At 62.2% G+C, this 23,026-nt stretch carries 27 protein-coding genes; 7 read left to right on the top strand and 20 right to left on the bottom strand.

Going from position 1 to position 23,026, the window contains the following annotated elements; translation table 11 throughout:
- Positions 1-3: 3 nt before the first annotated feature.
- The 4 genes from phnF to phnC form a co-directional block, all read right to left on the bottom strand.
- Complete coding sequence (gene phnF, locus C4J83_RS09170; protein ID WP_164487918.1) at positions 4-708, bottom strand: phosphonate metabolism transcriptional regulator PhnF; 705 nt, start codon at positions 706-708, stop codon at positions 4-6.
- A gap of 36 nt (positions 709-744) precedes the next feature.
- On the bottom strand, positions 745-1,527 hold the full coding sequence (gene phnE / locus C4J83_RS09165; protein ID WP_017136208.1) for a phosphonate ABC transporter, permease protein PhnE: 783 nt from the start codon (positions 1,525-1,527) through the stop codon (positions 745-747).
- Between the two features lie 149 nt (positions 1,528-1,676).
- Complete coding sequence (gene phnD, locus C4J83_RS09160) at positions 1,677-2,678, bottom strand: phosphonate ABC transporter substrate-binding protein (RefSeq protein WP_124416837.1); 1,002 nt, start codon at positions 2,676-2,678, stop codon at positions 1,677-1,679.
- Between the two features lie 32 nt (positions 2,679-2,710).
- On the bottom strand, positions 2,711-3,544 hold the full coding sequence (gene phnC / locus C4J83_RS09155) for a phosphonate ABC transporter ATP-binding protein (protein WP_119739515.1): 834 nt from the start codon (positions 3,542-3,544) through the stop codon (positions 2,711-2,713).
- 241 nt (positions 3,545-3,785) lie between these two features.
- Between phnC and C4J83_RS09150 the strand changes: the two genes are divergently transcribed.
- Positions 3,786-4,484, top strand: coding sequence for a DUF695 domain-containing protein (locus C4J83_RS09150; protein WP_256660652.1), 699 nt, complete (start codon positions 3,786-3,788; stop codon positions 4,482-4,484).
- Between the two features lie 364 nt (positions 4,485-4,848).
- Positions 4,849-4,998: a DUF6124 family protein gene (locus tag C4J83_RS31045; RefSeq protein ID WP_372239293.1), complete on the top strand. Its 150-nt coding sequence runs from the start codon at positions 4,849-4,851 to the stop codon at positions 4,996-4,998.
- Positions 4,999-5,506: 508 nt separating this feature from the next.
- On the opposite strand, the gene C4J83_RS09140 is transcribed toward C4J83_RS31045, so the two are convergent.
- The 10 genes from C4J83_RS09140 to ccmA all read right to left on the bottom strand — a co-directional run bounded on the left by C4J83_RS09140 (position 5,507) and on the right by ccmA (position 12,806).
- Positions 5,507-5,902, bottom strand: a complete 396-nt coding sequence (locus tag C4J83_RS09140) for a hypothetical protein (RefSeq protein WP_119739513.1) — start codon at positions 5,900-5,902, stop codon at positions 5,507-5,509.
- Between the two features lie 16 nt (positions 5,903-5,918).
- On the bottom strand, positions 5,919-7,109 hold the full coding sequence (gene ccmI / locus C4J83_RS09135) for a c-type cytochrome biogenesis protein CcmI (RefSeq protein WP_124416836.1): 1,191 nt from the start codon (positions 7,107-7,109) through the stop codon (positions 5,919-5,921).
- Complete coding sequence (locus C4J83_RS09130; protein ID WP_124416835.1) at positions 7,102-7,575, bottom strand: cytochrome c-type biogenesis protein; 474 nt, start codon at positions 7,573-7,575, stop codon at positions 7,102-7,104. Before C4J83_RS09130 ends, ccmI begins: the two co-directional genes overlap by 8 nt.
- On the bottom strand, positions 7,572-8,108 hold the full coding sequence (locus C4J83_RS09125; protein ID WP_119739509.1) for a DsbE family thiol:disulfide interchange protein: 537 nt from the start codon (positions 8,106-8,108) through the stop codon (positions 7,572-7,574). Before C4J83_RS09125 ends, C4J83_RS09130 begins: the two co-directional genes overlap by 4 nt.
- Entirely contained in the window at positions 8,105-10,093 is a 1,989-nt protein-coding gene (locus C4J83_RS09120) for a heme lyase CcmF/NrfE family subunit (protein WP_124416834.1), read from the bottom strand. The genes C4J83_RS09125 and C4J83_RS09120 overlap by 4 nt, the downstream gene beginning before the upstream one ends.
- A gap of 4 nt (positions 10,094-10,097) precedes the next feature.
- Entirely contained in the window at positions 10,098-10,553 is a 456-nt protein-coding gene (gene ccmE / locus C4J83_RS09115; RefSeq protein WP_106576791.1) for a cytochrome c maturation protein CcmE, read from the bottom strand.
- Complete coding sequence (ccmD, locus tag C4J83_RS09110; protein ID WP_106576792.1) at positions 10,550-10,726, bottom strand: heme exporter protein CcmD; 177 nt, start codon at positions 10,724-10,726, stop codon at positions 10,550-10,552. The genes ccmE and ccmD overlap by 4 nt, the downstream gene beginning before the upstream one ends.
- On the bottom strand, positions 10,723-11,478 hold the full coding sequence (locus C4J83_RS09105; protein WP_124416833.1) for a heme ABC transporter permease: 756 nt from the start codon (positions 11,476-11,478) through the stop codon (positions 10,723-10,725). The genes ccmD and C4J83_RS09105 overlap by 4 nt, the downstream gene beginning before the upstream one ends.
- Positions 11,479-11,559: 81 nt before the next feature.
- Complete coding sequence (gene ccmB, locus C4J83_RS09100) at positions 11,560-12,228, bottom strand: heme exporter protein CcmB (RefSeq protein WP_003189951.1); 669 nt, start codon at positions 12,226-12,228, stop codon at positions 11,560-11,562.
- On the bottom strand, positions 12,225-12,806 hold the full coding sequence (ccmA, locus tag C4J83_RS09095; RefSeq protein WP_256660689.1) for a cytochrome c biogenesis heme-transporting ATPase CcmA: 582 nt from the start codon (positions 12,804-12,806) through the stop codon (positions 12,225-12,227). Before ccmA ends, ccmB begins: the two co-directional genes overlap by 4 nt.
- A gap of 254 nt (positions 12,807-13,060) precedes the next feature.
- Between ccmA and fliK the strand changes: the two genes are divergently transcribed.
- Positions 13,061-14,638 carry a flagellar hook-length control protein FliK gene (fliK, locus tag C4J83_RS09090; protein ID WP_124416831.1) on the top strand — a complete coding sequence of 526 codons (1,578 nt, stop codon included), beginning with the start codon at positions 13,061-13,063 and terminating at the stop codon, positions 14,636-14,638.
- Complete coding sequence (locus C4J83_RS09085) at positions 14,635-14,964, top strand: EscU/YscU/HrcU family type III secretion system export apparatus switch protein (RefSeq protein WP_124416830.1); 330 nt, start codon at positions 14,635-14,637, stop codon at positions 14,962-14,964. Before fliK ends, C4J83_RS09085 begins: the two co-directional genes overlap by 4 nt.
- A 129-nt stretch (positions 14,965-15,093) precedes the next feature.
- On the opposite strand, the gene C4J83_RS09080 is transcribed toward C4J83_RS09085, so the two are convergent.
- Together C4J83_RS09080 and moaB are read right to left on the bottom strand one after the other, a co-directional pair.
- Positions 15,094-16,281 (bottom strand): molybdopterin molybdotransferase MoeA, encoded by a 1,188-nt coding sequence (locus tag C4J83_RS09080; protein WP_124418844.1) that lies wholly within the window; start codon positions 16,279-16,281, stop codon positions 15,094-15,096.
- A 22-nt stretch (positions 16,282-16,303) separates the two neighbouring features.
- Positions 16,304-16,843 (bottom strand): molybdenum cofactor biosynthesis protein B, encoded by a 540-nt coding sequence (moaB, locus tag C4J83_RS09075; RefSeq protein WP_119739504.1) that lies wholly within the window; start codon positions 16,841-16,843, stop codon positions 16,304-16,306.
- A 76-nt stretch (positions 16,844-16,919) separates the two neighbouring features.
- Here moaB and mobA point away from each other — a divergent pair, with 76 nt between their 5' ends.
- Positions 16,920-17,522 carry a molybdenum cofactor guanylyltransferase MobA gene (mobA, locus tag C4J83_RS09070; RefSeq protein WP_124416829.1) on the top strand — a complete coding sequence of 201 codons (603 nt, stop codon included), beginning with the start codon at positions 16,920-16,922 and terminating at the stop codon, positions 17,520-17,522.
- 79 nt (positions 17,523-17,601) lie between these two features.
- The gene (locus C4J83_RS09065) at positions 17,602-17,823 is read left to right on the top strand and encodes a YgdI/YgdR family lipoprotein (protein ID WP_065901933.1); all 222 of its coding nucleotides are present in this window, start codon (positions 17,602-17,604) and stop codon (positions 17,821-17,823) included.
- Between the two features lie 55 nt (positions 17,824-17,878).
- Here the strand turns inward: C4J83_RS09065 and C4J83_RS09060 are convergent, their stop codons facing one another.
- The 3 genes from C4J83_RS09060 to C4J83_RS09050 all read right to left on the bottom strand — a co-directional run bounded on the left by C4J83_RS09060 (position 17,879) and on the right by C4J83_RS09050 (position 19,488).
- A complete protein-coding gene (locus tag C4J83_RS09060) occupies positions 17,879-18,769 on the bottom strand; it encodes a pseudouridine synthase (protein ID WP_124416828.1) in 891 nt (296 codons plus the stop codon).
- Positions 18,770-18,841: 72 nt separating this feature from the next.
- Complete coding sequence (locus tag C4J83_RS09055) at positions 18,842-19,177, bottom strand: hypothetical protein (RefSeq protein ID WP_017529348.1); 336 nt, start codon at positions 19,175-19,177, stop codon at positions 18,842-18,844.
- A gap of 74 nt (positions 19,178-19,251) precedes the next feature.
- The gene (locus C4J83_RS09050; protein WP_106576797.1) at positions 19,252-19,488 is read right to left on the bottom strand and encodes a glutaredoxin family protein; all 237 of its coding nucleotides are present in this window, start codon (positions 19,486-19,488) and stop codon (positions 19,252-19,254) included.
- A gap of 326 nt (positions 19,489-19,814) precedes the next feature.
- Between C4J83_RS09050 and C4J83_RS09045 the strand changes: the two genes are divergently transcribed.
- Positions 19,815-21,533 (top strand): cation:proton antiporter, encoded by a 1,719-nt coding sequence (locus tag C4J83_RS09045; protein ID WP_124416827.1) that lies wholly within the window; start codon positions 19,815-19,817, stop codon positions 21,531-21,533.
- Here the strand turns inward: C4J83_RS09045 and C4J83_RS09040 are convergent.
- Positions 21,520-22,728 carry an ammonium transporter gene (locus C4J83_RS09040; RefSeq protein ID WP_124416826.1) on the bottom strand — a complete coding sequence of 403 codons (1,209 nt, stop codon included), beginning with the start codon at positions 22,726-22,728 and terminating at the stop codon, positions 21,520-21,522. The two genes, C4J83_RS09045 and C4J83_RS09040, sit on opposite strands and share 14 nt — an antisense overlap.
- Positions 22,729-23,026 lie beyond the last annotated feature (298 nt).

Raw genomic sequence — 23,026 nt, 5'->3', positions numbered from 1 at the left:
CCATCAGGTCACCACTTGGTACTGGAAGCGATCCGAACGGCTGGTGGACTGCGCCAGCTCCACCGGGCGGCCATCGCGATCGCGGGAAAGGGTGAATACGGTGAGGGCCGGCAAGTGCCGGGGCATCATCAGCAGCGCGGCTTCGTCACGGTTGGGCAAACGCGCGCCGATCAGGCTTTGCGTGCGGGTCAGTGGCAAGTCCCGCTCGCGCAAGTACTGGCGCAACGAGCCGCCGGTGTAATCGGCCAGCAGCGGCGCGCGGCTGGCGCAGTAGCGATGGCGGATCAGGCTGACGGGCTGGTGGTCGAGCTTGCGCAGGGTTTGCAGTTCGATCATCGGCGCCATTTCGGCGATGCCCAACTGCAGCGCTTCGTCTCGGCTGGCGTAGCAGTAGCGGCGCTTGAGCAGCACCGCCTGCACGCCCATGCCCTGAGCCGACAGCGATTGGCTGTAGGACGTCTCGGCGCCCATCGGGTAAATCAGCGGGCGGTCCAGCACCTGAGTGCCCTTGCCCTGGCGGCGCAACAGGCTGCCTTCGAACACCAGTTCGTCGATGGCACGGCGCAAGGTATGGCGGTTGACGCCAAAACGCTCGGCCATGTGCACCTCGCCGGGCAGGAAGTCGCCGGCCTGGTAGCTGCTCAGTTCACGGCGCAGGATGTCCGCGAGTTCGCGGTACACCGGCTCATCTTGTCTAGACAACTGCATGCTTAAAAAAAGCGCCGCGCGGGCACCCCTCTGGCGTCAGATGAACTGCTTGCGCAGGCGTTGGGACAGCACGTCGATACAGCTCACGACAACGATGATCACCAGCAGCACCGCGCAGGTCTGGACGAACTGGAAGGCGCGGATGTTTTCCCAGAGGATCACGCCGATGCCGCCGGCGCCGACCATGCCAACCACCGTGGCCGAACGCACATTGGCTTCGAAGCGATACAGCGCGTAGCTCACCCACAGCGGCATCACTTGCGGGATCACGCCGTAGATCACTTCCTGCAAGGCGCTCGCGCCGGTGGCTCGCACGCCTTCGACCGGGCCTGGGTCAATGGCTTCGACGGCTTCGGCAAACAGCTTGGCGAGCACGCCGGTGGTGCTGATCCACAGGGCCAGAACGCCCGCGAAAGGACCGAGGCCGACGGCGACCACGAACAACATGGCGAACACCATTTCATTGATGGAGCGGAACGCATCCATCACCCGGCGCAGCGGTTGGTGCACCCACCAGGGGGTGATGTTGTCAGCGCACAGGATGCCCAGCGGCACCGAGCACACAATCGCCAGCACCGTGCCCCAGAGGGCGATTTGCACGGTGACGATCATCTCTTTGAGGTAGGAGCGCCATTCGTGGAAGTCGGGCGGAAAGAAGTCGGCGGCGAAGGTCGCCATGTTTCCAGAGTCGCGGTACAGCGCCAGCGGGTTCATCTCCGCGCCGTGCCAGGCCCAGGCCAGCAGGACCAGGAACAGGCCCCAGCCGAGGTATTGCGGCCAAGTGCGTTTGCCTACAGCTTCAGCGTGCAGAGTTGTCATGGGTCACTCTCGGTGTAGGGTTGGAACCGGGCTTGAAGTGGGAGCGGGCTTGCTCGCGAAGGCGGTGAATCAGTCGCCGGATGCGTTGAATGACACACCGTATTCGCGAGCAAGCCCGCTCCCACATAGAGCCCGGTTCCTACAGGGGGTTAGCCGTTGGCTGCAGTCTTCTTGTCCAGCTCGCTGATGCGCTGTTGCAGCTTGGCCAGGTCGGCGTCGATGTCCGCCAGCTTCTTGGCCTTGTCAGCGGCTTCGAGGTGGTCGTCAGCGCTGATGGTGGTGCGCTGCTTGAACAGCTCAAGCTGGCGGATCGGCAACAGCTGGTCATCGCTCGACGGCAGGAACTTGCCCAGCTGCATGTTCTTCAGCACGGCCTTCTCTTCATCGGTGTCGCCGTAGTGGGCGAAGAAATCGCGGATCTTGGTCTTCTCGCTGTCGCTCAGCGCCTTGCTCCACACCATCGGGTCAGCCGGGATCAGTGGCGATTTCCAGATCACCTTGAGCATGGCGGCCTTGTCCGGCTGGGTGACTTCAAGGCGGTCCCAGCTTTCGGTGTTGAAGGTGGCAACGTCCAACTGCCCTTTGGCCACGCTGAGTGCGTTGACTTCATGACTGGAGTTCAGCGTGCGTTTGAACGCGGTGGCGGCATCCACATTGTTCTTGGCAAACACGTAGTAGCCCGGCACCAGGTAGCCCGAGGTGGAGTTCGGGTCGCCGTTGCCGAAGGTCAGGTTCTTGGCGTTCTTGAGCATGTCGTCAACATTGTTGATCGGGCTGTCCTTGCGCACGATCAGCACGCTCCAGTAACCGGCGGCGCCGTTGGCGGCGGCGGTCTGGGCGAAGATCTCGCCGTTGGAGCGGTCCACCGCTTCCATCGCCGCCTTGTTGCCGAGCCACGCCACGTCGACTTTGTTGAAGCGCATGCCCTGGATCAGGCCGGCATAGTCGGAGGCGAACGTGGCGTTGATGGTCAGGCCGGTCTTCTTGTGCATGTCATCCAGAAACGGTTGCCAGATGCTCTTGAGGTTCTGCGAGGACTCGGTGGACATGATGCCGAAGTTGATGGTTTTGTCGGCGGCCTGGGCGCTGCCCAGTGCGACGCCGGCCAGCAACACCGCAGACAGAAACACGTGGCCGATACGGTTCAACATGGAAGGAATTCCTGTGGGTCGTGAGTAGGGTTTCAAGCGCGCGCCAGGGCCAGCCGAGGGGTAACGTCGGTGTGGCGGGTCTGGTCGGAAAACATCAGGCTGGTGTCGACGTCGGCACCGTACAAATCGTTGAGGAACTGGCTGCTCATGGCGCTGCCCTGCCCGTCAAAATGAATCCGTCCGCCTTTGAGGGCCACAGCCCGCGGGCAATAACGCATGGCGTAATCGACTTGATGCAGGGTCACCACCACGGTCTTGCCGTCGCGGCGGTTGATGTCGGCGAGGATCTCCATGACCTTGCGCGCCGACTCCGGGTCCAGCGACGCGATAGGTTCATCGGCGAGGATCACTTCGGCGCGTTGGGTCAACGCCCTGGCAATCGCCACGCGCTGTTGCTGGCCACCGGACAAGGTCGACGCACGTTGCGCGGCCAGATCGGCCAGGCCAACACGGGCGAGGGATTCGAGGGCAAAGGCCTTTTCCTCGGCATTGAACAAACCCAGGTTGCCGCGCCAGCGCGGCATGCGGCCCAGGCAACCGAGCAGCACGTTGTCGAGCACGCTCAGGCGATTGACCAGGTTGAACTGCTGGAAGATGTAGCCGATGTCTGCACGCAGCCGCCGCACCTTGCCATTCAACCGTCCACTGGCCTGCACCTCCCGGCCCAGCACCTTGACGCTGCCGCCGTTGCTTTTGTCGCAACAGGCCAGGCCTGCCAAGTGGCGCAGCAACGTGGACTTGCCGGACCCGGAAGCGCCAATCAGCGCGACCATCTCACCGGCAGCAATGGTGAGTTCGAGGTCGACCAGTGCGGATTTCTTCGCAAAGGTCTTGTTCAAGTGATCGACATGGATAGCGTGAGTCATGGGCATCTCTGTCTGGTTTGAACAGCCAGGGGATGGCTGCGGTTGAGTTCAAACGACAGTAGGCGCGCCAGGTGTCAGTGCTATTACTTGCACATGACTGGCGGGCGGCGGTTTGATGAAGGTTTTGTGAAAGGTTGGAGGTGGGTATCCAGTGGTCTGCGGCGAAGACGTCTGGCACACTCCGCGCTATCAACTAGCCACTACTTGATGGCACTCCCGCAGCGTTAAAGGAAAAACACGGATGTTCACTGACCAAACACGTCCTCTGGCCTATCACCGACTGTGTGGGCTGACGCTCGCCAGCCTGCTCCTCGCGGGTTGCGCCACCCCTGCCCCTCAACCACCGCCGGTGGCTGTACGCGATCAGTGCTTGGATAAAGGGTCTGCAGCAAGTGCGGCATTCGAGCGTTGCGTGGCCGACCGGCAAGCGCAAAAAGCGAAAATGCTCAAGGACGTCCTCGCCGTGCTCGACACGACGCCCGGTCGCCAACCTTTGGCTGATGCGGGCCCGGACGGTTATCAGCAAGCCGACTTCCCGGAAACGCCCAAGGTCCTGAGCTACCAGGGCGAACGCTCGATCTCGGTCGCTGAAAAACAGGCGCTGCCTTACAAGGTCAGGATCACCTGGCAATACGACTCACCTTTCCCCGTGCCCTTACCGGGCGACGTCTACAGGATGGGCCAAATGCGCCAGCAGGTCGTGCCGGCCGTGGAGGCGCAAGGGCTTGCGAAGTTTGTGTGCACAGTGACGGCTGACCAGCAGGTGCAGTGGATTTTCTACGCCAAAAGTGAAGAGACGTTCATGGCACGGGTGAATGCCGCGCTGGCCAAGAGCGAGCCTTACCCTTTGATATTCACGGCGACTGAAGAGCCCGCGCCGAACAGCGACATGGTCAAGACGGGGGCATTGCGCATCACGCCCAAAATCTGCATGGAATGATGATCGCGGACACAGCTTGCCTTAAGGTATTCAGTGTCGACCGATCGTTCCCACGCTCTGCGTGGGAACGATCGGTATAACGACAGCTGAACGAGACTTTCCCTACGCTCAGTCATTTAACCGCTCTGCATTATGTGGACCGAGCCGTACGCAGGAGGGCCAAGCCCTGCCGGGTCTCCCATTCCCCGGTCGACCAACCTGCGTATGGCTCACCCTTTGCAACCTGCTTTGTGGCGGCTCTGCACGGGAGGCTCGGCCTGCCGGGTTTCTATGGCCGGTCTACCACCCCACATACTCCACCCGACCTCATCTTCACTGTCCGCCCGGCCTCAGCACCGAAGTTGCCCTGACCACTGCCAGCGAGATGCTGGAATCGGCAACGGTGTGTGCGCACGACTGTGCCGAGCATTTGGAGGGCACAGGCTGCAAGCAGGTGCTGGCGGTGGTGCAGATGATTGAGATTGCTCAGCTGTCAGTAGATCAGGCGCTGGATCGGGAGTGTCCCGCCGCTTGATAGCGCGGTGGTCCCCTGTGGGAGCTGGCTTGCCTGCGATGGCGGTGGGTCCGCTGGCGGATTTATGGCTGACACACGGCTATCGCAGGCAAGCCCGCTCCCACACTGGGTGTGGTGTACATCAGGGGATTTCTCGCACGATGGCGAAACAGGCCTAACATTCAGATCAGATAGAGCTCAAAACTGTGGGAGCGGGCTTGCTCGCGAAGGCGGTGGGTCCGCTGACGGATTTATGGCTGACACACGGCTATCGCAGGCAAGCCAGCTCCCACACTGAGTGTTGTACATCAGGGGATTTCTCGCACGATGGCGAAACAGGCCTAACATTCAGATCAGATAGAGCTCAAAACTGTGGGAGCGGGCTTGCTCGCGAAGGCGGTGGGGCAGTGATTGATAGGCTGGCTGACACTGCGCCTTCGCGAGCAAGCCCGCTCCCACATTTGGCCTCCAGTGGATGCAAGAATGCATTCCACGGGTATGAAAAAGGCGACCCGAAGGTCGCCTTTTTTCATTGCGCGTATTGCTTGCTCAACCCCGGCGGTACGCCGTGCACATCGGTCTCTTCCCACGGCCCGTTCGGGCTGATGGAGCGGCTCCAGCCGTTGCTCCAGCGGTAGTAGGTGCGCTGGCGGTAGAAGGTGTCGGGCTGTTCTTCCAGCACGTACACCTGCATCTTGCCGTCCCAGTGGCTGGCGGCGCCCGGTGGTGGGGCGAAGGTCGGCGATTTGCTTGGCAGCGGTTTCGGCGGCGGGGTCACCGGGCCGGATGGTTGGGTGCTCGGCTGTGTCGAAGGGCCCGACGGCGGGATGGTCGGGCCGGTGGGTGCCGGAGGTGGCCGGTGGACCGCACAAGCGCTCAGGCCGAGTATCAGGCTGAGCAGGGTGATGCGTGCAAAGGCGGTCATAGGCGTTTTCCTCGATTTACTTGTCCGGACTGTCGATGGTCAGCTGCTGCAGCGCAGTGGCAGTGCTGGCCAAGGGTTGGCTGCGGCCGATCCACTCGCCAGCGGTCGGTTGACCGGCCCGGGATATGCGCGCAACCAGTTGGACTTCGGGGAAGTTCGACAGTTTCAACTGCGGCATCATCGCGTCCGCATCGCCCAGTTCGACGGTGACAGGCAGTTCGGCGACGGTCACGCGCTTGGCCGCCAGCGGTGCAGGCGGGCCGGAGACGGCACGGGCGAAGATGAACACGCTGTCGGTGGGCAGGGCTTTGGCCTTCACCTCGGCGGACAAATCCACGCGCACTTTAAGAACAGCCTTGGGCGCTTGAGCGACAGTACCGCCGCTCTCCCTGAGCTTTTCCGCCGCTCGGTCGATACCACCTTGCAACGCGACCCTGGAATTGTCTTCCGGTGGCAGCTGCGCCAACAGGCGGTTCCAATAGTCGATGGCGTCCTGATAACGCTGGCCTTCAAAGGCGGCAATACCCAACAGGCCAAGGCTGGTGACTTCCTTGGGGTCCAGCTTCAAGGCTTCATCGGTCAGCGCCTGCACCTTGGGCGACCACTGTTTGTTGTCGGCAAAATACTGCGCCTGCGCCCACTGACCGAGCAGTTCCGGCTGGCGACCGGCCAAAGCCACGGTGCGCTCGAAGACTTTGGCCGCATCGGCGGAACGGTCCTGGGCCATATAGGCGCGACCGAGGAAGTACAACCCTTCCGGCGAATCCGGCTGGGCAGCGGCGGCGCGTTCCAGGCGCTGGGTCATGTCTTGCATCGACACCGGCGGCTGGGAGAATTCGCGGGTGAGTTCAACCTTGTCACTCGCCCCGTAATGCAGGTACAGCGCAACGCCCAGGACCGGCACCAGAAACGCCGCCAAAAACGGCAACGGTTTGCCCAGGCGCGATTCGCGAGGCGTTCCCGCGCCCTCGGTATCGGCCAGCAGCTCACGGGCCGCTTCGGCGCGGCCGGTGTCGAGTTGCGCGGCATTCAGCACGCCTTCGTCCTGCTGCACTTGCAACTCGGCGACGCGTTCCTGGTAAAGCGCTACGTTCAGCGCGGTGCGGTCCTCTTCACGCTGGGCGCGACGGCCGCGCAATACAGGGATCAACAGGAAACTCAGGGCAATCAGGAGCAGCAACCCTGCTGCGAGCCAAAAATCAATCATCAGTCTTGGTGTCCAGCAATTGGTCGAGGCGTTTGCGCTCTTCGGGGGATAACGCGTCGGAGCCATCGGTAGGCGCGGCGCGGCGGCGGCGGACGATCACGGCCATGACGACCACACCGGCCAGCAGCAGCCCGGCGGGGCCGAACCAGAGCAGCGCGGTCTTGCCGGTAAGGGCCGGTTTGTAACGCACGAAATCACCGTAGCGCTCGACCATGAAGTCAATGATCTGCTGGTTGTCCTTGCCCTCCCCCAGCATGCGGAAAATCTCTTTGCGCAGGTCGGCGGCGATGGGCGCGTTGGAGTCGGCGATGTCCTGGTTCTGGCACTTGGGGCAGCGCAGTTCCTTGGTCAGTTCGCGAAAACGCTCACGGTCACCGTCCTTGGCGAATTCGTAGGTGTCGATGGCCGCATGCGCGACGCCGACCAACCCAAGCGCCAACACGGCAGCGGCTAACAAACGCTTCATGGCTTGGCCTCATCGACCAGCGCCTGGTACTTGGCGGCCAGTTGCTCGCGCCAGACCACTTCATCGATCACGCCGACGTACTTGTCACGAATCACGCCTTTGGCGTCGATAAAGAAGGTTTCCGGAGCGCCGTACACGCCGAGGTTCAAACCGAGGTTGCCGTCTTCATCGCGGATATCCATCAGGTACGGGTTGTGGAACTCCGCCAGCCACTTCAGGGCCGCCGCATTGTCGTCCTTGTAGTTGATGCCGTAGATCACCACGCCCTTCTCGGCGAGTTTGTTCAACACCGGGTGCTCGACGCGGCACGAGATGCACCAGGTCGCCCACACGTTGACCAGCGCCGGCTTGCCCAGCAGGTCGGCCTGGGTCAGGGTCTTGTCGCCCTGCACGGTCTTCAGGCTGAACGCCGGAAATGGCTTGCCGATCATCGCCGAAGGCAGCTCGGCCGGGTCCAGGTACAACCCGCGATAAAGAAACACCGCCACCACCAGAAAGGCCGCCAGCGGTAACACCATCAACCAACGCTTCATGCCGGCGCTCCTTGCAGGCCGAGGGCTTCGCGCACCCGGCTTTTTACTTTGACGCGATAACGCCGGTCCAACGCGGCCAGCAAGCCACCCACGCCGGTGAGCAACCCACCGAACCAGATCCAGCGCACAAACGGTTTGACGTGCACGCGCACCGCCCAGGCGCCGTCGCCCAGCGGCTCGCCCAGCGCCACATAAAGGTCGCGGGTGAAACCGGCGTCGATGCCGGCTTCGGTCATCATCGAGCTTTGCACGGTGTACAGGCGTTTTTCCGGGTGCAGCACGGCCACTTCCTTGCCGTTGCGCACCACACGAATAGTGCCTTTGTCCGACGTGAAGTTCGGGCCTTCAAAGTGCTTGGCGCCTTCGAAGATGAAGTGGTAACCGGCCAGGTCCATGGACTCGCCGGGTGCCAGGCGCAGGTCGCGCTCGGCGCTGTTCTGGCTGGAGAGCACCACGCCGAGGGCGCACACGGCGATGCCGAGGTGCGCGACCTGCATGCCCCAATAGCTGCGGGTCAATGTCGGCAAGCCTTTGATCAGGCCTTTATGGCGGGTTTTGTCGACAATATCGCGCACGCCGGCCAGCAATACCCAAGCGGCGAGCAGGAAAGTCGCGAGCACCGCCCAGTTGAAGTCGCCATAGGCAAAGCCTGCGATCACCGCCAAGACCACACTGCCCAGCAGCACCGGCATCAGCATGCCAGCCAGCCATTTCACCGGGGTGTCTTTCCAGCGCACCAATACGCCGACTGCCATCACCACCATCAGCAGGCCCATCAGCGGGATAAACAACGCGTTGAAGTACGGCGGGCCAACCGACAGCTTGGCGCCGCTCAGCGCGTCCAGCACCAGCGGGTACAAGGTACCGAGCAGGATCATCGACGCGGCCACCACCAGCACCAGGTTATTGCCCAGCAACAGCGTTTCACGCGACCACAGGTTGAAGCCGACCTGGCTCTTGACCACCGGCGCGCGCAACGCAAACAGGGTGAGCGAGCCGCCCACCACAAACAGCAGGAAGATCAGGATGAACACGCCGCGCGCCGGGTCGGACGCAAACGCATGCACCGACGTCAGCACGCCCGAACGCACAAGGAACGTGCCAAGCAAACTGAGGGAAAACGCGGCGATGGCCAGCAACACGGTCCAGCTTTTGAACACGCCGCGTTTTTCGGTGACCGCCAACGAGTGAATCAGCGCGGTGCCCACCAGCCACGGCATGAACGAGGCGTTTTCGACCGGGTCCCAGAACCACCAGCCGCCCCAGCCAAGTTCGTAATAGGCCCACCACGAGCCCAAAGTGATGCCGATACCGAGAAAGGCCCAGGCGACGATGGTCCACGGCCGCGACCAGCGCGCCCAGGCGGCATCCAGACGCCCGCCGAGCAAGGCAGCGATGGCGAAGGCAAAGGCCACCGAGAAACCCACGTAACCCATGTAGAGCATCGGCGGGTGCACGATCAGGCCGATATCTTGCAGCAATGGGTTGAGGTCATGCCCGTCCACCGGGATCTGCGGCAGGATGCGGCTGAATGGGTTGGAGGTCATGATCAGGAACAGCAGAAAACCAATGCTGATCATGCCCATCACCGCCAGCACCCGCGCCAGCATGACTTGCGGCAGTTGGCGCGAGAACACCGACACGGCGAAGGTCCAGCCGCCGAGAATCAAGGCCCACAACAGCAACGAGCCTTCGTGGGCGCCCCACACGGCGCTGAATTTGTAGTACCAGGGCAGCGCGCTGTTGGAGTTGTTGGCGACATAGGCGACAGAAAAGTCGTCAGTCATGAAGGCATAGGTCAGGCAACCAAACGCGAACAACAGAAAGGCAAACTGGCCCCAGGCGGCCGGCTGGGCCAGGCTCATCCACAGGCGGTCGCCGCGCCAGGCGCCAAGCAACGGCACCACGGCCTGCACGATGGCAAAGCACAGGGCGAGGATCATCGCCAACTGGCCCAGCTCGGGAATAAACAGTGCGGACGTCATCAACTTAGCCCTCCTTTGCTGGGGTTGGAGCGGGTTGGCCGCTGTCTTTCAGGGCCTTGGTGACTTCCGGCGGCATGTATTTCTCATCGTGCTTGGCCAGCACTTCATCGGCCACCACCACGCCGTCGGCATTGAGCTTGCCGAGGGCGACGATGCCCTGGCCTTCGCGGAACAGGTCCGGGAGGATGCCGCGATAGGTGATGGTCACGGCCTTGTTGAAGTCGGTGACCACGAAGGTGACGTCGAGGGAATCACCGGAACGTTTCAGCGAGCCCTTCTCCACCATGCCGCCCGCGCGAATACGCGTGTCTACCGGCGCTTCGCCGTTGGCGATCTGGGTCGGGGTGTAGAACAGGTTGATGTTCTCCCGCAGGGCGCTCATCGCCAGGCCCACGGCAACACTCACACCGACCAGGATGGCCAGGATGATCAACAGACGCTTTCTACGCAGCGGATTCACTTATCGGTCTCCCGGCGCAAACGACGCGCCTCTTGTTGCAGATAACGCTTGCGGGCCAGGATCGGCGCGGCGACGTTGAGGGCCAGCACTGCCAGGCAGATGCCATAGGCCGTCCAGACATACAGGCCGTGGTGGCCCATGGCGAGAAAATCACTGAAAGAGTTGAAACTCATCCCCGCGCTCCCAGGCTGTTTTGCACTTCGGCCTTGACCCAGCTGGTGCGGGCCTCACGCTTGAGCACTTCCAGACGCATGCGCATCAGCAGCACGGCGCCGAAGAAGCAGTAGAACCCCAGCACCATCAGCAGCAGCGGCGCCCACATTTCCACGGGCATCGCCGGTTTTTCGGTCAGGGTGAAGGTGGCGCCCTGGTGCAGGGTGTTCCACCACTCCACCGAGTATTTGATGATCGGGATGTTGATCACGCCGACAATCGCCAGCACCGCGCAGGCCTTCGCGGCGCTGTCGCGGTTGCTGATGGCATTGCCCAGGGCGATCAGGCCGAAGTACAGAAACAGCAGGATCAGCATCGAAGTCAGGCGCGCGTCCCACACCCACCATGAACCCCAGGTCGGCTTGCCCCAGATGGCGCCAGTGACCAGCGCCACGGCGGTCATCCACGCGCCGATGGGCGCCGCGCATTGCAGGGCGACGTCGGCCAGCTTCATCTTCCACACCAGCCCGACCACGCCGCACACGGCCAGCATCACGTAGCAGGACTGCGCCAGCATCGCGGCAGGCACGTGGATATAGATGATGCGAAAGCTGTTGCCTTGCTGGTAGTCCGGCGGTGCGAAGGCCAGGCCCCAGACCAGGCCTATGCCGATCAGCAACACGGCGGCGACGCTCAACCACGGCAGCAGCTTGGCGCTGATGCCGTAAAACCCTTTGGGCGAGCCGAGCTTGTGAAACCAGGTCCAGTTCATTGCTGTTTCCATCACGGTGGTTTCTCGTCTTGGCGAGAAACTCAGGGTCTTTACTGGTTAATAACGCTTAACCAGACCTCATTATTCGCCGACGCTGATCTTCAGGCCAGCCGCTATAGCAAAGGGTGTCAGGGTTACCGCCAGGGCGGTCAGGCTGCCAAGCCACAGGAGGTAACCGGTCGCCGGCATGCCCATGAGCGCGGCCTGCAAGGCGCCGCTGCCCAGGATCAACACCGGGATATACAAAGGCAGAATCAGCAGGGCCAGCAACAGGCCACCCCGCTTCAAACCGACGGTCAACGCTGCGCCCACCGCCCCCAACAGGCTGAGCACCGGCGTACCGAGCAACAAGGACAGCAACAATACCGGCAGGCATTCGACGGGCAAGCCCAGCATCATCGCCAGCAACGGTGAGAGCAAGACTAGCGCCAAGCCGGAAAAAGCCCAGTGTGCCAGTACCTTGGCCAGAACCAGAAGTGGCAGCGGGTGCGACGAAAGGACCCACTGTTCGAGGGAACCGTCTTCGAAATCGCTGCGAAACAGCCCGTCCAGCGAGAGCAGCACCGATAAAAGCGCAGCGACCCACACCAATCCTGGGGACAAGGTTTGCAACAGTTTAGTCTCGGGACCGACCGCCAACGGGAATAAGGCGATGACGATGGCAAAGAACACCAGCGGATTGGCCAATTCAGCCGGGCGACGGCACAACAGCCGTGCTTCACGGGCGACCAGCAGCGCGAACACACTCATACCGACCACCGGCCCAAATCCAGATCACGGTAACCGGCGGGCATGCGCGTCAGCGTGTGGTGCGTGGTGAGCACCACTGAACCGCCCTGCTCGCAGTGCCGGGCCAGGTGTTCTTCGAGCTGGGCGACGCCTTGTTTGTCGAGGGCGGTGAACGGTTCGTCGAGAATCCACAGCGGCGGGCCCGGCAGGTACAAACGCGCCAGCGCTACGCGGCGCTGCTGGCCGGCGGACAGGGTATGGCAGGGAACATCTTCAAAGCCTTTGAGGCCGACGGCCGCCAGGGCTTGCCAAATGGCATCACGGGAGGCCGGGTGATGCAGGGCGCTGAGCCAGCTGAGGTTCTCTTCCGGAGTGAGCACGTCCTTGATGCCGGCGGCGTGGCCGATCCAGACAAGGTTGCGGGCCAACTCAGAGCGTTGTTCGTTGAGCGGCTTGCCGTTGAGACGCACGCCCCCTGCCGTCGGCTGCATCAAACCGGCCAGCAGGCGCAGCAAACTGGTCTTGCCGCTGCCGTTGGGGCCGCTGATTTGCACCATGTCGCCGCCCGTCAGACGCAGTTCGAGGTGTTCGAACAGCATCCGCAGGTCGCGTTCACAGGCGAGCGCTACGGCTTCAAGAAGAGGGCTGGTCAAGAGATCGCGGGCCTTTACGGTTCAAGTCGGCGGTGCAGCGGCCGTTATAGAGAGATGCACAATAACGGCTTTGGCGACCGATTTTAGAGAGCTGGATCAAATAGTTGTGAGGTTTTTACCGCTCTCTTTGCAGACGGGCGGCATTATACATGTGATGCCCTACTCTAAAGAGGGCAATTTCCCCAGAGACGATGCGCACGATGACCGGTGAGATCAACCTTCCTACGCTGCCTCCTGCCCCGGCGCCCGGACCTGCCCCGCTGCCGCCGACCGGCGAGTTGCTCAAACTGCTGGAGCCGCAGGCCGGACTGATCGACTCTGGGAAAACCGCCAACGCCGAGGTGATCGCGCTTAAACAAGGCGGCGATGCGTTTCAGCTGTTGCTCAAATTGACCCTTGAAGGCGGCCGCCAGACCCTGGTGCAAGCCAGCAGCGCCCAGCCTCTGCCGTTGGGCAGCAATGTAGCGGTGAGCCAGACGCCAGCCGGCAACCTGACGCTCTCATTGCAGCAGGCCTTGAGCGCCAACGTGGCCGCCCTCACCCGTATCGACACCACGCAAATGCCGGTGGGCACGCTGTTGCAAGCCAAGGTGCTGACCACCCAGATGTTGCCGCAAGGCACCACGCAACCGGCGATCTACCGCTCGCTGGTGACGGTGCTCAACAACGCCCTCGCCGGCACCACGCTGACGTTGGAAAGCCCGCAGCCACTGCGGGTGGGCAGCTTGCTCAGCGCCGTGGTGCAAAATGCGCAGACCTTGAACTTCGTGCCCTTGAGCGGGCTCAAGGATCAATTGGCGGTGGCTCAACAGCTTTCCACCCAGCAAAGTCGCCAAGGCTCGCTGGACGTGGTCTTCACCGCCCTGCAAAACCTGCCCACCGACGACAGCACGTCCACCGACCTGCGCGCCGCGGCGGCGCGGTTGCTGGCGGCGTTGCCCGACCTGGCACAAGTGAGCAATCCCAAGGTGTTGGCGCAGCTGGTACAGAACAGCGGCGCGTTTCTGGAGGCCAAGTTACTCGCCGGGCAAAACCCGCAAATCCCGCCGCTGGACATGAAAGGCGCATTGCTGCGCCTGGTCGCCGACTTGCTGCCGGCCCTGCCCAATGCCACCAACCTCAATGCCATCCTCGCCGCCAATACCCTGGCTCAGGTACTGCCCAATTTTGTGCGTAACCCGCTGAATACGCTCGGCCAGATCGGCGCGCGCCAGGCACCCGCCGGCTTTCCGCTGCCGGATCGGTTGATGCAGCGCCTGGAAGGCGAAAGCGACCTGGAAAACCTGCTGCGCCTGGCCGCCGGTGCGATTTCGCGCCTGCAGAGCCATCAGCTGTCGAGTCTTGAACAAACCGGCACCACCGCCGATGGTCGCTTGCAAACCACCTGGCAACTGGAAATCCCCATGCGCACGTTGCAGGACATCGTGCCGTTGCAGGTCAAGTTCCAGCGCGAGGAACCGACGCCGGACAAGGACCAGCCCGAACGCAAAGACAAGAAAGACCCCAAGCAGATGCTCTGGCGCGTCGAGTTGGCGTTCGACATGGAGCCGCTGGGGCCATTGCAGGTTCAGGCGCAACTGACCCAGGGCAAACTGTCCAGCCAGCTGTGGGCAACCCGGCCCTTTACCGCCAGTTTGATCGAAAGCCATTTGGGCCATTTGCGCGAGCGTCTGGTGACCTCGGGCCTCAACGTCGGCGACCTGGATTGCCACCTCGGCACCCCACCGCGCGGACCAAGAACCGGCCTGGAACAACGCTGGGTGGATGAAACCGCATGAAAAATCCAACCCCACCACGCCAGGCGATTGCCCTCAAGTATGACGGCCAGCAAGCGCCGACCTTGACGGCCAAGGGCGACGATGCATTGGCCGAAGCCATTTTGAAGCTGGCGCGGGAAAATGAAGTGCCGATCTATGAGAACGCCGAGCTGGTCAAGCTGCTGGCGCGCATGGAGCTGGGCGACAGCATTCCGGAGGAGTTGTACCGCACGGTGGCAGAAATTATCGCGTTTGCGTGGACGCTGAAGGGCAAGTTCCCGGTAGGCTACGACCCGAACGCCGAGCCGGTGGAGCGGGATGTGACTGAGAGTGGGGATGATTACTGAGCATCTCAGACATTCACGCATACACATGTGGGAGCTGGCTTGCCGGCGATAGCGATGTGTCAGCTTGCTTATCTGGAACAGGCAGACCGCTATCGCAGGCAAGCCAGCTCCCACAGTAATTCTCTATTGTCAGTTCAGGACTTCACTCAGGGGAATGAAATTGACCCGATCCCCAATAGCCAGCGTCGTCCCTTCCAGCACCTCCACAAACCCTTCCGCCCACGCCGCGCTGCGCAGCACGCCGGAGCTCTGGTTGCGGTAGATGATCGCCTTGCCTTGCTCGATACGCCCGCGCAGGTACTCGCGGCGGTTGCCCGGCTTGGGCCAGATGAAACCCACCGGCACTTCGAAACGCAATGGCTCGACATCTTGCACGCCTTGGCGGCGCAGCAGATAAGGCCGCGCCAGCAGCGCAAAGGTCACCAGGGTCGAGGCCGGGTTGCCGGGCAGGCCGATCACCGGCACACCGCGAAAATGCCCGAATGTCAGCGGTTTGCCTGGTTTGATCGCCAGCTTCCACAGGGCCAACTCGCCCTCCTCACGCAGGACGATACCGAGAAAGTCAGCCTCGCCCACCGACACACCACCGGTCGACAGAATCAGGTCGACAGTGCCCAGGTCCGACAGGCGTTTGCGGGTTTTCTCCAGGTCATCCGGCAGAATCCCGGCATCGATCACCTCGCAGCCCATGCGCGCCAGCCAGCTGCACAGCACGCGTCGGTTGCTGTTGTAGATCTGCCCCGGGCCGAGCGGCAAACCGGGCTCGATCAACTCGTCGCCGGTGGACAACACGGCCACGCGCACGCGGCGCACCACGTTCAAGCGGTCGTGCCCCAGTGAGGCGGCCAGGCCCAGCTCGATCGGGCCCAGGCGAGTGCCGGCGCTCAACACCAACTCGCCGACGGTGGTTTCCTGGCCTTGCGGGCGGATGTTCTGACCCACCTGCAAAGGTTCGGTGAAACTCACACGCTCATCGGCGTGGACCACGGCATTTTCCTGCATTTCTACACAATCGGCGCCTTCGGGCACCGGCGCACCGGTGAAGATGCGCGCGCAGGTGCCGGCGGCCAACGGCTGCGGCGCCTGGCCGGCGAAGATGCGCTGGCTGACGGGCAACGGCTCGCCGTTCCAGTCCACCAGGCGCAGGGCGTAACCGTCCATGGCGCTGTTCGGCCAGGGCGGCAAGTCGAGCGTAGAGATCAGGTCTTGCGCGAGCACGCGGCCGTCGCAGTCGGCCAGCGGCACCACGTGCGGATCACGAATCGGCGCGGCTTCGGCCATGTCCAGCAGTTGGCGCAGCGCGTCTTCCACTGGCATCAGGGCGCCGGTTTTGCCGGGCTTATCCACGGGATTCGCAGGGTTGGGCCTGCTTCAAGTGAGGAACGAAGTTGCACGGACGATGACGGTTGTCCAGTTGCTCGGCGAGGATGCCGTCCCAGCCGGTACGCACCGCGTTGGTCGAACCCGGCAGGCAGCACACCAGCGTGCCATTGGCCAGGCCGGCCAGGGCGCGCGATTGCACGGTAGAGGTGCCGATATCGGCCACGGAGATCTGGCGGAACAGTTCGCCAAAGCCGTCGACGTGTTTGTCGAGCAGGCAGCTCACCGCTTCGGGCGTGCTGTCGCGGCCGGTGAAGCCGGTGCCGCCGGTGATCAGCACCACTTGCACCACGTCTTCGGCGATCCAGTGGGCGACTTTCGCGCGGATTTTGTAGAGGTCGTCCTTGAGCAGCACGCGCTCGGCCAGGGTGTGGCCGGCGGCGGTCAGCCGGTCGACGAAGACCTGGCCCGAGGTGTCGGTGTCCAGGGTGCGGGTGTCGCTGACAGTCAGTACAGCAATATTCAGGGGTACGAAGGGCGCATCAGCCTTGGCGTTCATGGCTCGGTCCGGTTGTCGAAGGAACAGCCCGATGTTATATCACAGGGCCCTATTTACCTGCCGCTGCGGAACCGCCATGTCTCTCGATTCTTCGCCCCTGCCCTGTTCGATTCTGCTATTGGCCGGTGGCCGTGGCCAACGCATGGGTGGTCAGGACAAGGGCCTGCTGGCGTGGCACGGCCAGCCGTTGATTGCCCACCTGCAACGCCTGACCCGGGCGCTGACGGATGACCTGATCATCTCGTGCAATCGCAACCACGACCTGTATGCGCCCTACGCCGACCAGTTGGTGAGCGACGACAGCCCGGACTTTCCCGGCCCGCTGGCAGGCATCCGCGCCGGGCTCGCCGCCGCGCGCCATGCGCAACTGCTGATACTGCCCTGCGATGTGCCAAACATCGACGCGGCGCTGCTTGCCGATCTGCGTGAAACTGCACGCCGCACGCCGCAGGTGCCGGTGATGGTGCGCCAGGGCGAATTCTGGGAACCCTTGATTTGCATTATCCCAACCCACCTTAAAACTGAGGTCGAACGGGCCTGGGACGCCGGTGAACGCAGCCCGCGCAAGATTCTGCTGCAACTGGGCGGCGTGGGCCTGGAGTGCCCGGCCAATGACCCGCGCCTGGCCAACCTGAATACACCTGAACTGTTGCACGCAGCCTGCGGCGTGTCAGAATGAACCTCGCACAAGGAACTTTGTCGACGCGCCGCGCGTCACAAAGTCAGCAATTTAAAAGCATTCTCTCGGAGACACACTCATGACTCAACGGACCATCGCCGCTCTCATGCTTGCACTGGGCCTCGCTACTCTCGCCGGTTGCGCCTCGCCTACAGTGATCACCCTGAATGACGGTCGCGAAATCCAGGCCGTCGACACCCCTAAATTCGATAAGGCCTCGGGCTTCTACGAGTTCGAACAACTTGACGGCAAGCAGACTCGCATCAACAAGGATCAGGTTCGCACCGTTAAAGACCTGTAAGTCTTAACGCTGGACCCACAAGGCCCGCCTCGCGCGGGCCTTGTCGTTTCCGCAGTTACCAGTCGAGGGTGATCAGGCTGCGGAAATCGCGTTGCTCACCGGTGACCGGGTCGATAAACCGCACGCCCTGGGCCAGCAGTTTGAGCGGGTTGGCGTAGTCGTCCTCGGCGTCCTTGATAACGTCGGGGTAGAACGGGTCATTGCAGATACTCGCCCCCAGCGCGGTCATGTGTACGCGCAACTGGTGCTTCTTGCCGGTCACGGGGAACAGGCCGTAACGCCACAGGTCGGCGTTTTTCTCACGGACTTCTACCGCCGTCTCGGTGTTGCTGACGCCGGGGCCTTCCTGCATGCGAAAGAACGGTTCACCCTCCACCAGACGGCTTTTGTGAACCATGGGGAAGGTCAAATCAGGCAACGCGGGAGCGATGGCTTCGTAGAATTTGTCGATGCGCCGTGTTGGAAACAGCTGTTGATAGGCTGAACGGCTGTGCGGGTTGGCCGAAAACAGCACCAGCCCTGCGGTGTGCCGGTCGATGCGGTGCAAGGGCACCAGAGCAGGGTTATCCAGGCGCCGGATCAGGCGGCGCAACAGGGTCTGTTCAACGTACTCGCCCGCCGGGGTCACCGGGAGAAAATGCGGTTTGTCGGCGACCACCAGGTGCTCGTCGGCATACAGGATGGTTTCCTCAACCGGAATGACTTTCTCATTCGGCACTTCACGGAAGTAGTAAATGCACAGGCCTTCCTTGTAGGCCAAATCCATTTGGATCGGCGTGCCGTTGATGTCGAGTACACGACCACGGGCGATGCGGTCCAGCCAGCGTTCACGGCCAATCGCAGGGAAATGCTCACACAGACACTCCAGCACCGTCGCCCACGGGCCAGGTGGCAAATACAACGTGCTGGCTTGGTGTTGCGACGCGGAAAAACCGGAAGATGACATGACAATGCTCGAAGCCTGGAAAATCAGGCGGGCATTATCCCGCATGGAGCGCGATGGAGCCTAGGGCGGATCTCAGGCCTTGGCCAATTGCGCGCGCAGGATCGGCGAAGCGCTGGCCGCTTCGGTGAACTCCTTGAGCCAACGCAGCACGTCCACCGCTTCCCAGCGACCGGGATCGTAAAGCGCGTACAACAACCCTTGGTAACCCACTACATCCAACTGTTTGTGATAACCGGCGCGCTGGAACAACGCTTCGATTTCGGCAAAGCAGGTATTGAAATGCACTTTGTTAAACGGCGTCTTGCCTTCCGTGACCAGGCCGTCGAGGCGCAGCTCGTTCACCGCGTCGCGCACGACGTCGGCGGACATGCGATTGACGCTGCTTTTCAATTGTTCAACATTCACCACGGGCGTTCCCTCTATTCAATCGCTGTACAAACATACAGTAACGTAATATTTGAAAACTCGCCATCGGAGAACGCCTAGGACAGGAAGGCAACCACCTGTGCTGTGTCGAATGGCCAGTCCAGCTCGGCCCCGGTATCCACCCGGCGAAGCACCGGAATCCGCAGGCTGTAGGCGTCTGTAAGGTCATCGGGGTCGGTGATATCCACCAGTTCCACCAGCAACCCGTGTTCGACGAGCGGCATGATTTCGACTTCGGCAATCTCACAAAGATGGCAACCCAGGGTGCCGAACAACTGGCATTCAGGAAGCATGGCGAATAGGCCTGATCAGGAAACAGGCAACCATTCTAAGCCTGCCAAATACCGGTGGCGAGCGGGCTTGATCTGCGTTGATTGGCGAAACGGCTCAGGCGGCTGGTTTGTTTGTTCTGGATGGACTCGTAGGCAGGCTTCAGGGGCGCTTCGCGCCCCAACGCGGGGCAAGCCCGCTCGCCACAGCAAGCCCGCTCACCACGACAGGCCCGCTGGCCACAACTCGCCCGCTTGGCATAGAAAGCCTGACCCAGATCACCATGGCCTATAACTGATTCAGCGATTCTCGCGCCTTTTTGTCCGCTCAACCTGCAAGGAAGCCGCCTGTGTTTGCCAATCTGCTGATCATTCTGGCCTCATCCCTGGTGGTGATAGCGCTGTTTCGCCGCCTGCAATTGCCGCCCGTGCTGGGTTACCTGTGCGTGGGCCTGGCGTTGGGGCCCACCGCTCTGGACTGGGTGAATGACAGCGAAGAGCTGCCCGACCTTGCCGAACTGGGGGTGGTGTTCCTGCTGTTTTCTTTGGGGTTGGAGTTTTCCCTGACCAAGATGCTTGCCCTGCGCAGCGTGGTGTTTGGCTTGGGCAGTTTGCAGGTGCTGGGGTGTGCAGCCTTGCTGGGAGGGCTGTTGATGGGCTTCGGTCTGCCGCCAAGCGTCGCGCTGATGCTCGGCGCGGGGCTGGCATTGTCCTCCACCGCGATTGTCAGCAAGGAGCTGAGCAGCCTGGGGGAAATCTTCAGCAGCCACGGCCAGAACGCGATTGGCGTATTGCTGTTCCAGGATGTGGTGGCGGTGTTGCTGCTCACGTTGGTGCCGGTGTTTGCCGGCAGCAGCGAACACGCCTGGTATTGGGCGCTGCCGCTGACGCTGAGCAAAACCGTGCTGTTGTTCGTCGGCTTGCTGTTCGCCAGTCGTTGGTTGCTGCCCCGCCTGTTCCACGAAGTTGCCGCGTCCCATTCGGCTGAATTGTTTGTGCTGTTGGCGCTGGTGATCGTCTTGCTCACCGCCTGGCTCACGCATTTGCTCGGCCTCTCCCCTGCCCTCGGGGCTTTTCTGGCGGGCATGCTGTTGGGGGAAAGCCATTACCGGCATCAGATTGAAGCGGACATACGGCCATTTCGCGACATTCTGCTTGGGCTGTTTTTCGTCAGCATCGGCATGCTTATCGACCTGCAGCTGTTCGTCAGCCACAGCCTGCTGATCCTCGGCCTGACCCTCGCGCTGATGCTGATCAAGGGCTGTGTGGTGGCAGCCCTGGTCAAGCTGCGCGGCAGCGACGGTGAAACCGCATGGCGCAGCGGCCTTGCCCTGGCGCAAGGCGGCGAATTCTGCTTCGCGTTGATGGCGCAGATGCAGCAGAGTCGGCTGATTCCGGACGAATTCAACGGTTTGCTGCTGGCCGCCACCTTTTGCTCGATGCTGCTGACCCCGCTGTTGCTGCGCGCCGCACCGGGCGTCGCCCTGCGCCTGCACCGCAAGCCCAACCAGCAGGTGCAACTGGAGGAAATCACCGCGCTCAATGCCGACTTACATGGCCACGCGGTGATTTGCGGGTATGGCCGCGTCGGGCAATCCATCGGGCGCTTTTTGCGCCGGGAACATCAGGCGTTCATCGCCCTGGATGACGACCCCGAGCGCGTGAAAGAGGCCGCCACCGAAGACAGCAGCGTGCATTACGGCGACTGCCGCCGTGGGGCGCTGCTCAGTGCGGTCGGCCTGGAGCGCGCGCGGCTGGTGGTGATTGCCGTGGATAACAGCGATGTGGCCCTGACCGTCCTGAAAGAAGCCAGGAGGATCAACCCGCACGTCCCCGTGCTGGTGCGCACGCGCGATGACAGCCAACTGGCCGAGTTGAAAGCTGCGGGCGCCAGCGAAGTGGTGCCCGAGCTACTGGAATCGAGCCTGATGCTCGCCTCCCACGCCTTGATCCTGCTGGGCCTGCCGGACCACCAGGTGCAGGCGCGGGTGGATGAGGTGCGCCATGACCGTTATCGCCTATTGCACGGCTTTGATGCGCAGACCGAAAAACCGCTCAATCCTGACTGACCGCCCCAATCTTGTGGATCGACAGGTCCGCGCCGTAGTACTCCTGCTCCTGGCTCAGGCGCAGCCCGTGCACGCGCTTGATCACGCCGTACACCAACAGCCCGCCGATCAGCGCCACCGCCACGCCCAGTGCCGTGCCGATCAACTGGCTGATCAGGCTCACGCCGCCCAGGCCGCCAAGGGCCGTCTGGCCAAAGATGCCGCACGCTATGCCGCCCCACACGCCGCACAATCCATGCAGCGGCCATACACCCAGCACATCGTCGATCTTCCAGCGATCCTGGGCCGCGATGAAGAACCACACAAACAATCCACCGGCCACCGCACCGGTGACCAGCGCGCCCACCGGGTGCATCAGGTCGGAACCGGCGCAGATCGCCACCAGCCCGGCCAACGGGCCGTTATGCAGGAAACCTGGGTCATTGCGGCCAATCACCAACGCGGCAACGGTGCCGCCGACCATGGCCATCAACGAGTTCACGGCGACCAAACCGCTGACGCCATTGAGAGTCTGCGCGCTCATCACGTTAAAGCCGAACCAGCCGACAATCAGGATCCACGAGCCCAGCGCCAGGAACGGAATGCTCGACGGCGCAAAGGCCACCAAGCGCCCTTCCCGGTATCGACCATTGCGCGGTCCCAGCAGCAGCACCGCCGCCAGCGCCAGCCAGCCGCCCATGGCATGCACCACCACGGAACCGGCAAAATCGTGAAAGCTGGCACCAAAGGTTGCCAGCAGCCAGGCTTGCAGGCCGAAGTTGCCGTTCCACACCATGCCTTCGAAAAACGGGTAGATAAACGCCACGATCAGCGCGGTGGCACACAGCTGCGGAGCGAACCTGGCGCGCTCGGCAATACCCCCGGAAATAATCGCCGGAATCGCCGCTGCAAACGTCAGCAGGAAGAAAAACTTCACCAGGCCGTAGCCATGATCGGCGCTGATCACCGCCGCCGGTTGCATGAAGGTCACGCCGTAGGAGATCCAATAGCCTATAAAGAAATAGGCCAGGGTAGAGATAGCGAAATCGCTGAGGATCTTCGACAGGGCATTCACCTGGTTTTTCTGGCGCACGGTACCGACTTCCAGGAACGCGAAGCCGGCATGCATGGCCAAAACCATGACCGCACCGATCAGGATGAACAGGGTGTTGGAGCTGTGAACAAGCGTGTCCACCGCACTTTGCATATTTTCCATGGAGGTTGGCAGGCCTGTATTAAAGGCAAAAAGCACCAAAGCGGTTCAAGCCAGGGTGTCGCGCACTAAATTGGCACCAACGGTCCCACCTCTGTGCAGAAGGTGTGAACCGCTTTAGCGCAGCGATCAACACAACAGGCCGTTGCCGACAGGGTTTTTCCGCGGGTTTTGTTGATTTAGGGTAAGGTTTTTCAAGGCATTAGCCTCGGGTCGCCCGGATTCAGCGCATACCCTGGAGCAGGCGCACCAAGGCAAAGCAAAAGCTGTACCAGACAATTGCAGTGAACCTTCACCGTTA

The sequence above is a fragment of the Pseudomonas sp. LBUM920 genome (genome assembly GCF_003852315.1).
Taxonomy (GTDB): Bacteria; Pseudomonadota; Gammaproteobacteria; order Pseudomonadales; family Pseudomonadaceae; genus Aquipseudomonas.
The sequence above is the reverse complement of the archived record's forward strand: the minus strand, read 5'-3'. Positions and strand labels throughout refer to the sequence as shown.

Excerpts from the sequence above, each read along its gene's own strand:
- C4J83_RS09120 (WP_124416834.1), bottom strand. The coding sequence starts at position 10,093 with ATGACGTCCGCACTGTTTATTCCCGAGCTGGGCCAGTTGGCGATGATC.
- C4J83_RS09040 (WP_124416826.1), bottom strand. The coding sequence starts at position 22,728 with ATGGAAAATATGCAAAGTGCGGTGGACACGCTTGTTCACAGCTCCAAC.
- C4J83_RS09150 (WP_256660652.1), top strand. The coding sequence starts at position 3,786 with ATGTTCACTGACCAAACACGTCCTCTGGCCTATCACCGACTGTGTGGG.
- C4J83_RS09085 (WP_124416830.1), top strand. The coding sequence starts at position 14,635 with ATGAAAAATCCAACCCCACCACGCCAGGCGATTGCCCTCAAGTATGAC.
- moaB (WP_119739504.1), bottom strand. The coding sequence starts at position 16,843 with ATGAACGCCAAGGCTGATGCGCCCTTCGTACCCCTGAATATTGCTGTA.
- mobA (WP_124416829.1), top strand. The coding sequence starts at position 16,920 with ATGTCTCTCGATTCTTCGCCCCTGCCCTGTTCGATTCTGCTATTGGCC.
- C4J83_RS09080 (WP_124418844.1), bottom strand. The coding sequence starts at position 16,281 with ATGCCAGTGGAAGACGCGCTGCGCCAACTGCTGGACATGGCCGAAGCC.
- C4J83_RS09105 (WP_124416833.1), bottom strand. The coding sequence starts at position 11,478 with ATGAACTGGACCTGGTTTCACAAGCTCGGCTCGCCCAAAGGGTTTTAC.
- phnD (WP_124416837.1), bottom strand. The coding sequence starts at position 2,678 with ATGTTGAACCGTATCGGCCACGTGTTTCTGTCTGCGGTGTTGCTGGCC.
- ccmA (WP_256660689.1), bottom strand. The coding sequence starts at position 12,806 with ATGCTGTTCGAACACCTCGAACTGCGTCTGACGGGCGGCGACATGGTG.
- phnF (WP_164487918.1), bottom strand. The coding sequence starts at position 708 with ATGCAGTTGTCTAGACAAGATGAGCCGGTGTACCGCGAACTCGCGGAC.
- C4J83_RS09125 (WP_119739509.1), bottom strand. The coding sequence starts at position 8,108 with ATGAAGCGTTGGTTGATGGTGTTACCGCTGGCGGCCTTTCTGGTGGTG.
- ccmD (WP_106576792.1), bottom strand. The coding sequence starts at position 10,726 with ATGAGTTTCAACTCTTTCAGTGATTTTCTCGCCATGGGCCACCACGGC.
- C4J83_RS09130 (WP_124416835.1), bottom strand. The coding sequence starts at position 7,575 with ATGAAGCGTTTGTTAGCCGCTGCCGTGTTGGCGCTTGGGTTGGTCGGC.
- fliK (WP_124416831.1), top strand. The coding sequence starts at position 13,061 with ATGACCGGTGAGATCAACCTTCCTACGCTGCCTCCTGCCCCGGCGCCC.
- ccmI (WP_124416836.1), bottom strand. The coding sequence starts at position 7,109 with ATGATTGATTTTTGGCTCGCAGCAGGGTTGCTGCTCCTGATTGCCCTG.
- phnE (WP_017136208.1), bottom strand. The coding sequence starts at position 1,527 with ATGACAACTCTGCACGCTGAAGCTGTAGGCAAACGCACTTGGCCGCAA.
- C4J83_RS31045 (WP_372239293.1), top strand. The coding sequence starts at position 4,849 with ATGCTGGAATCGGCAACGGTGTGTGCGCACGACTGTGCCGAGCATTTG.
- C4J83_RS09060 (WP_124416828.1), bottom strand. The coding sequence starts at position 18,769 with ATGTCATCTTCCGGTTTTTCCGCGTCGCAACACCAAGCCAGCACGTTG.
- ccmB (WP_003189951.1), bottom strand. The coding sequence starts at position 12,228 with ATGAGTGTGTTCGCGCTGCTGGTCGCCCGTGAAGCACGGCTGTTGTGC.
- C4J83_RS09065 (WP_065901933.1), top strand. The coding sequence starts at position 17,602 with ATGACTCAACGGACCATCGCCGCTCTCATGCTTGCACTGGGCCTCGCT.
- C4J83_RS09050 (WP_106576797.1), bottom strand. The coding sequence starts at position 19,488 with ATGCTTCCTGAATGCCAGTTGTTCGGCACCCTGGGTTGCCATCTTTGT.
- C4J83_RS09140 (WP_119739513.1), bottom strand. The coding sequence starts at position 5,902 with ATGACCGCCTTTGCACGCATCACCCTGCTCAGCCTGATACTCGGCCTG.
- phnC (WP_119739515.1), bottom strand. The coding sequence starts at position 3,544 with ATGACTCACGCTATCCATGTCGATCACTTGAACAAGACCTTTGCGAAG.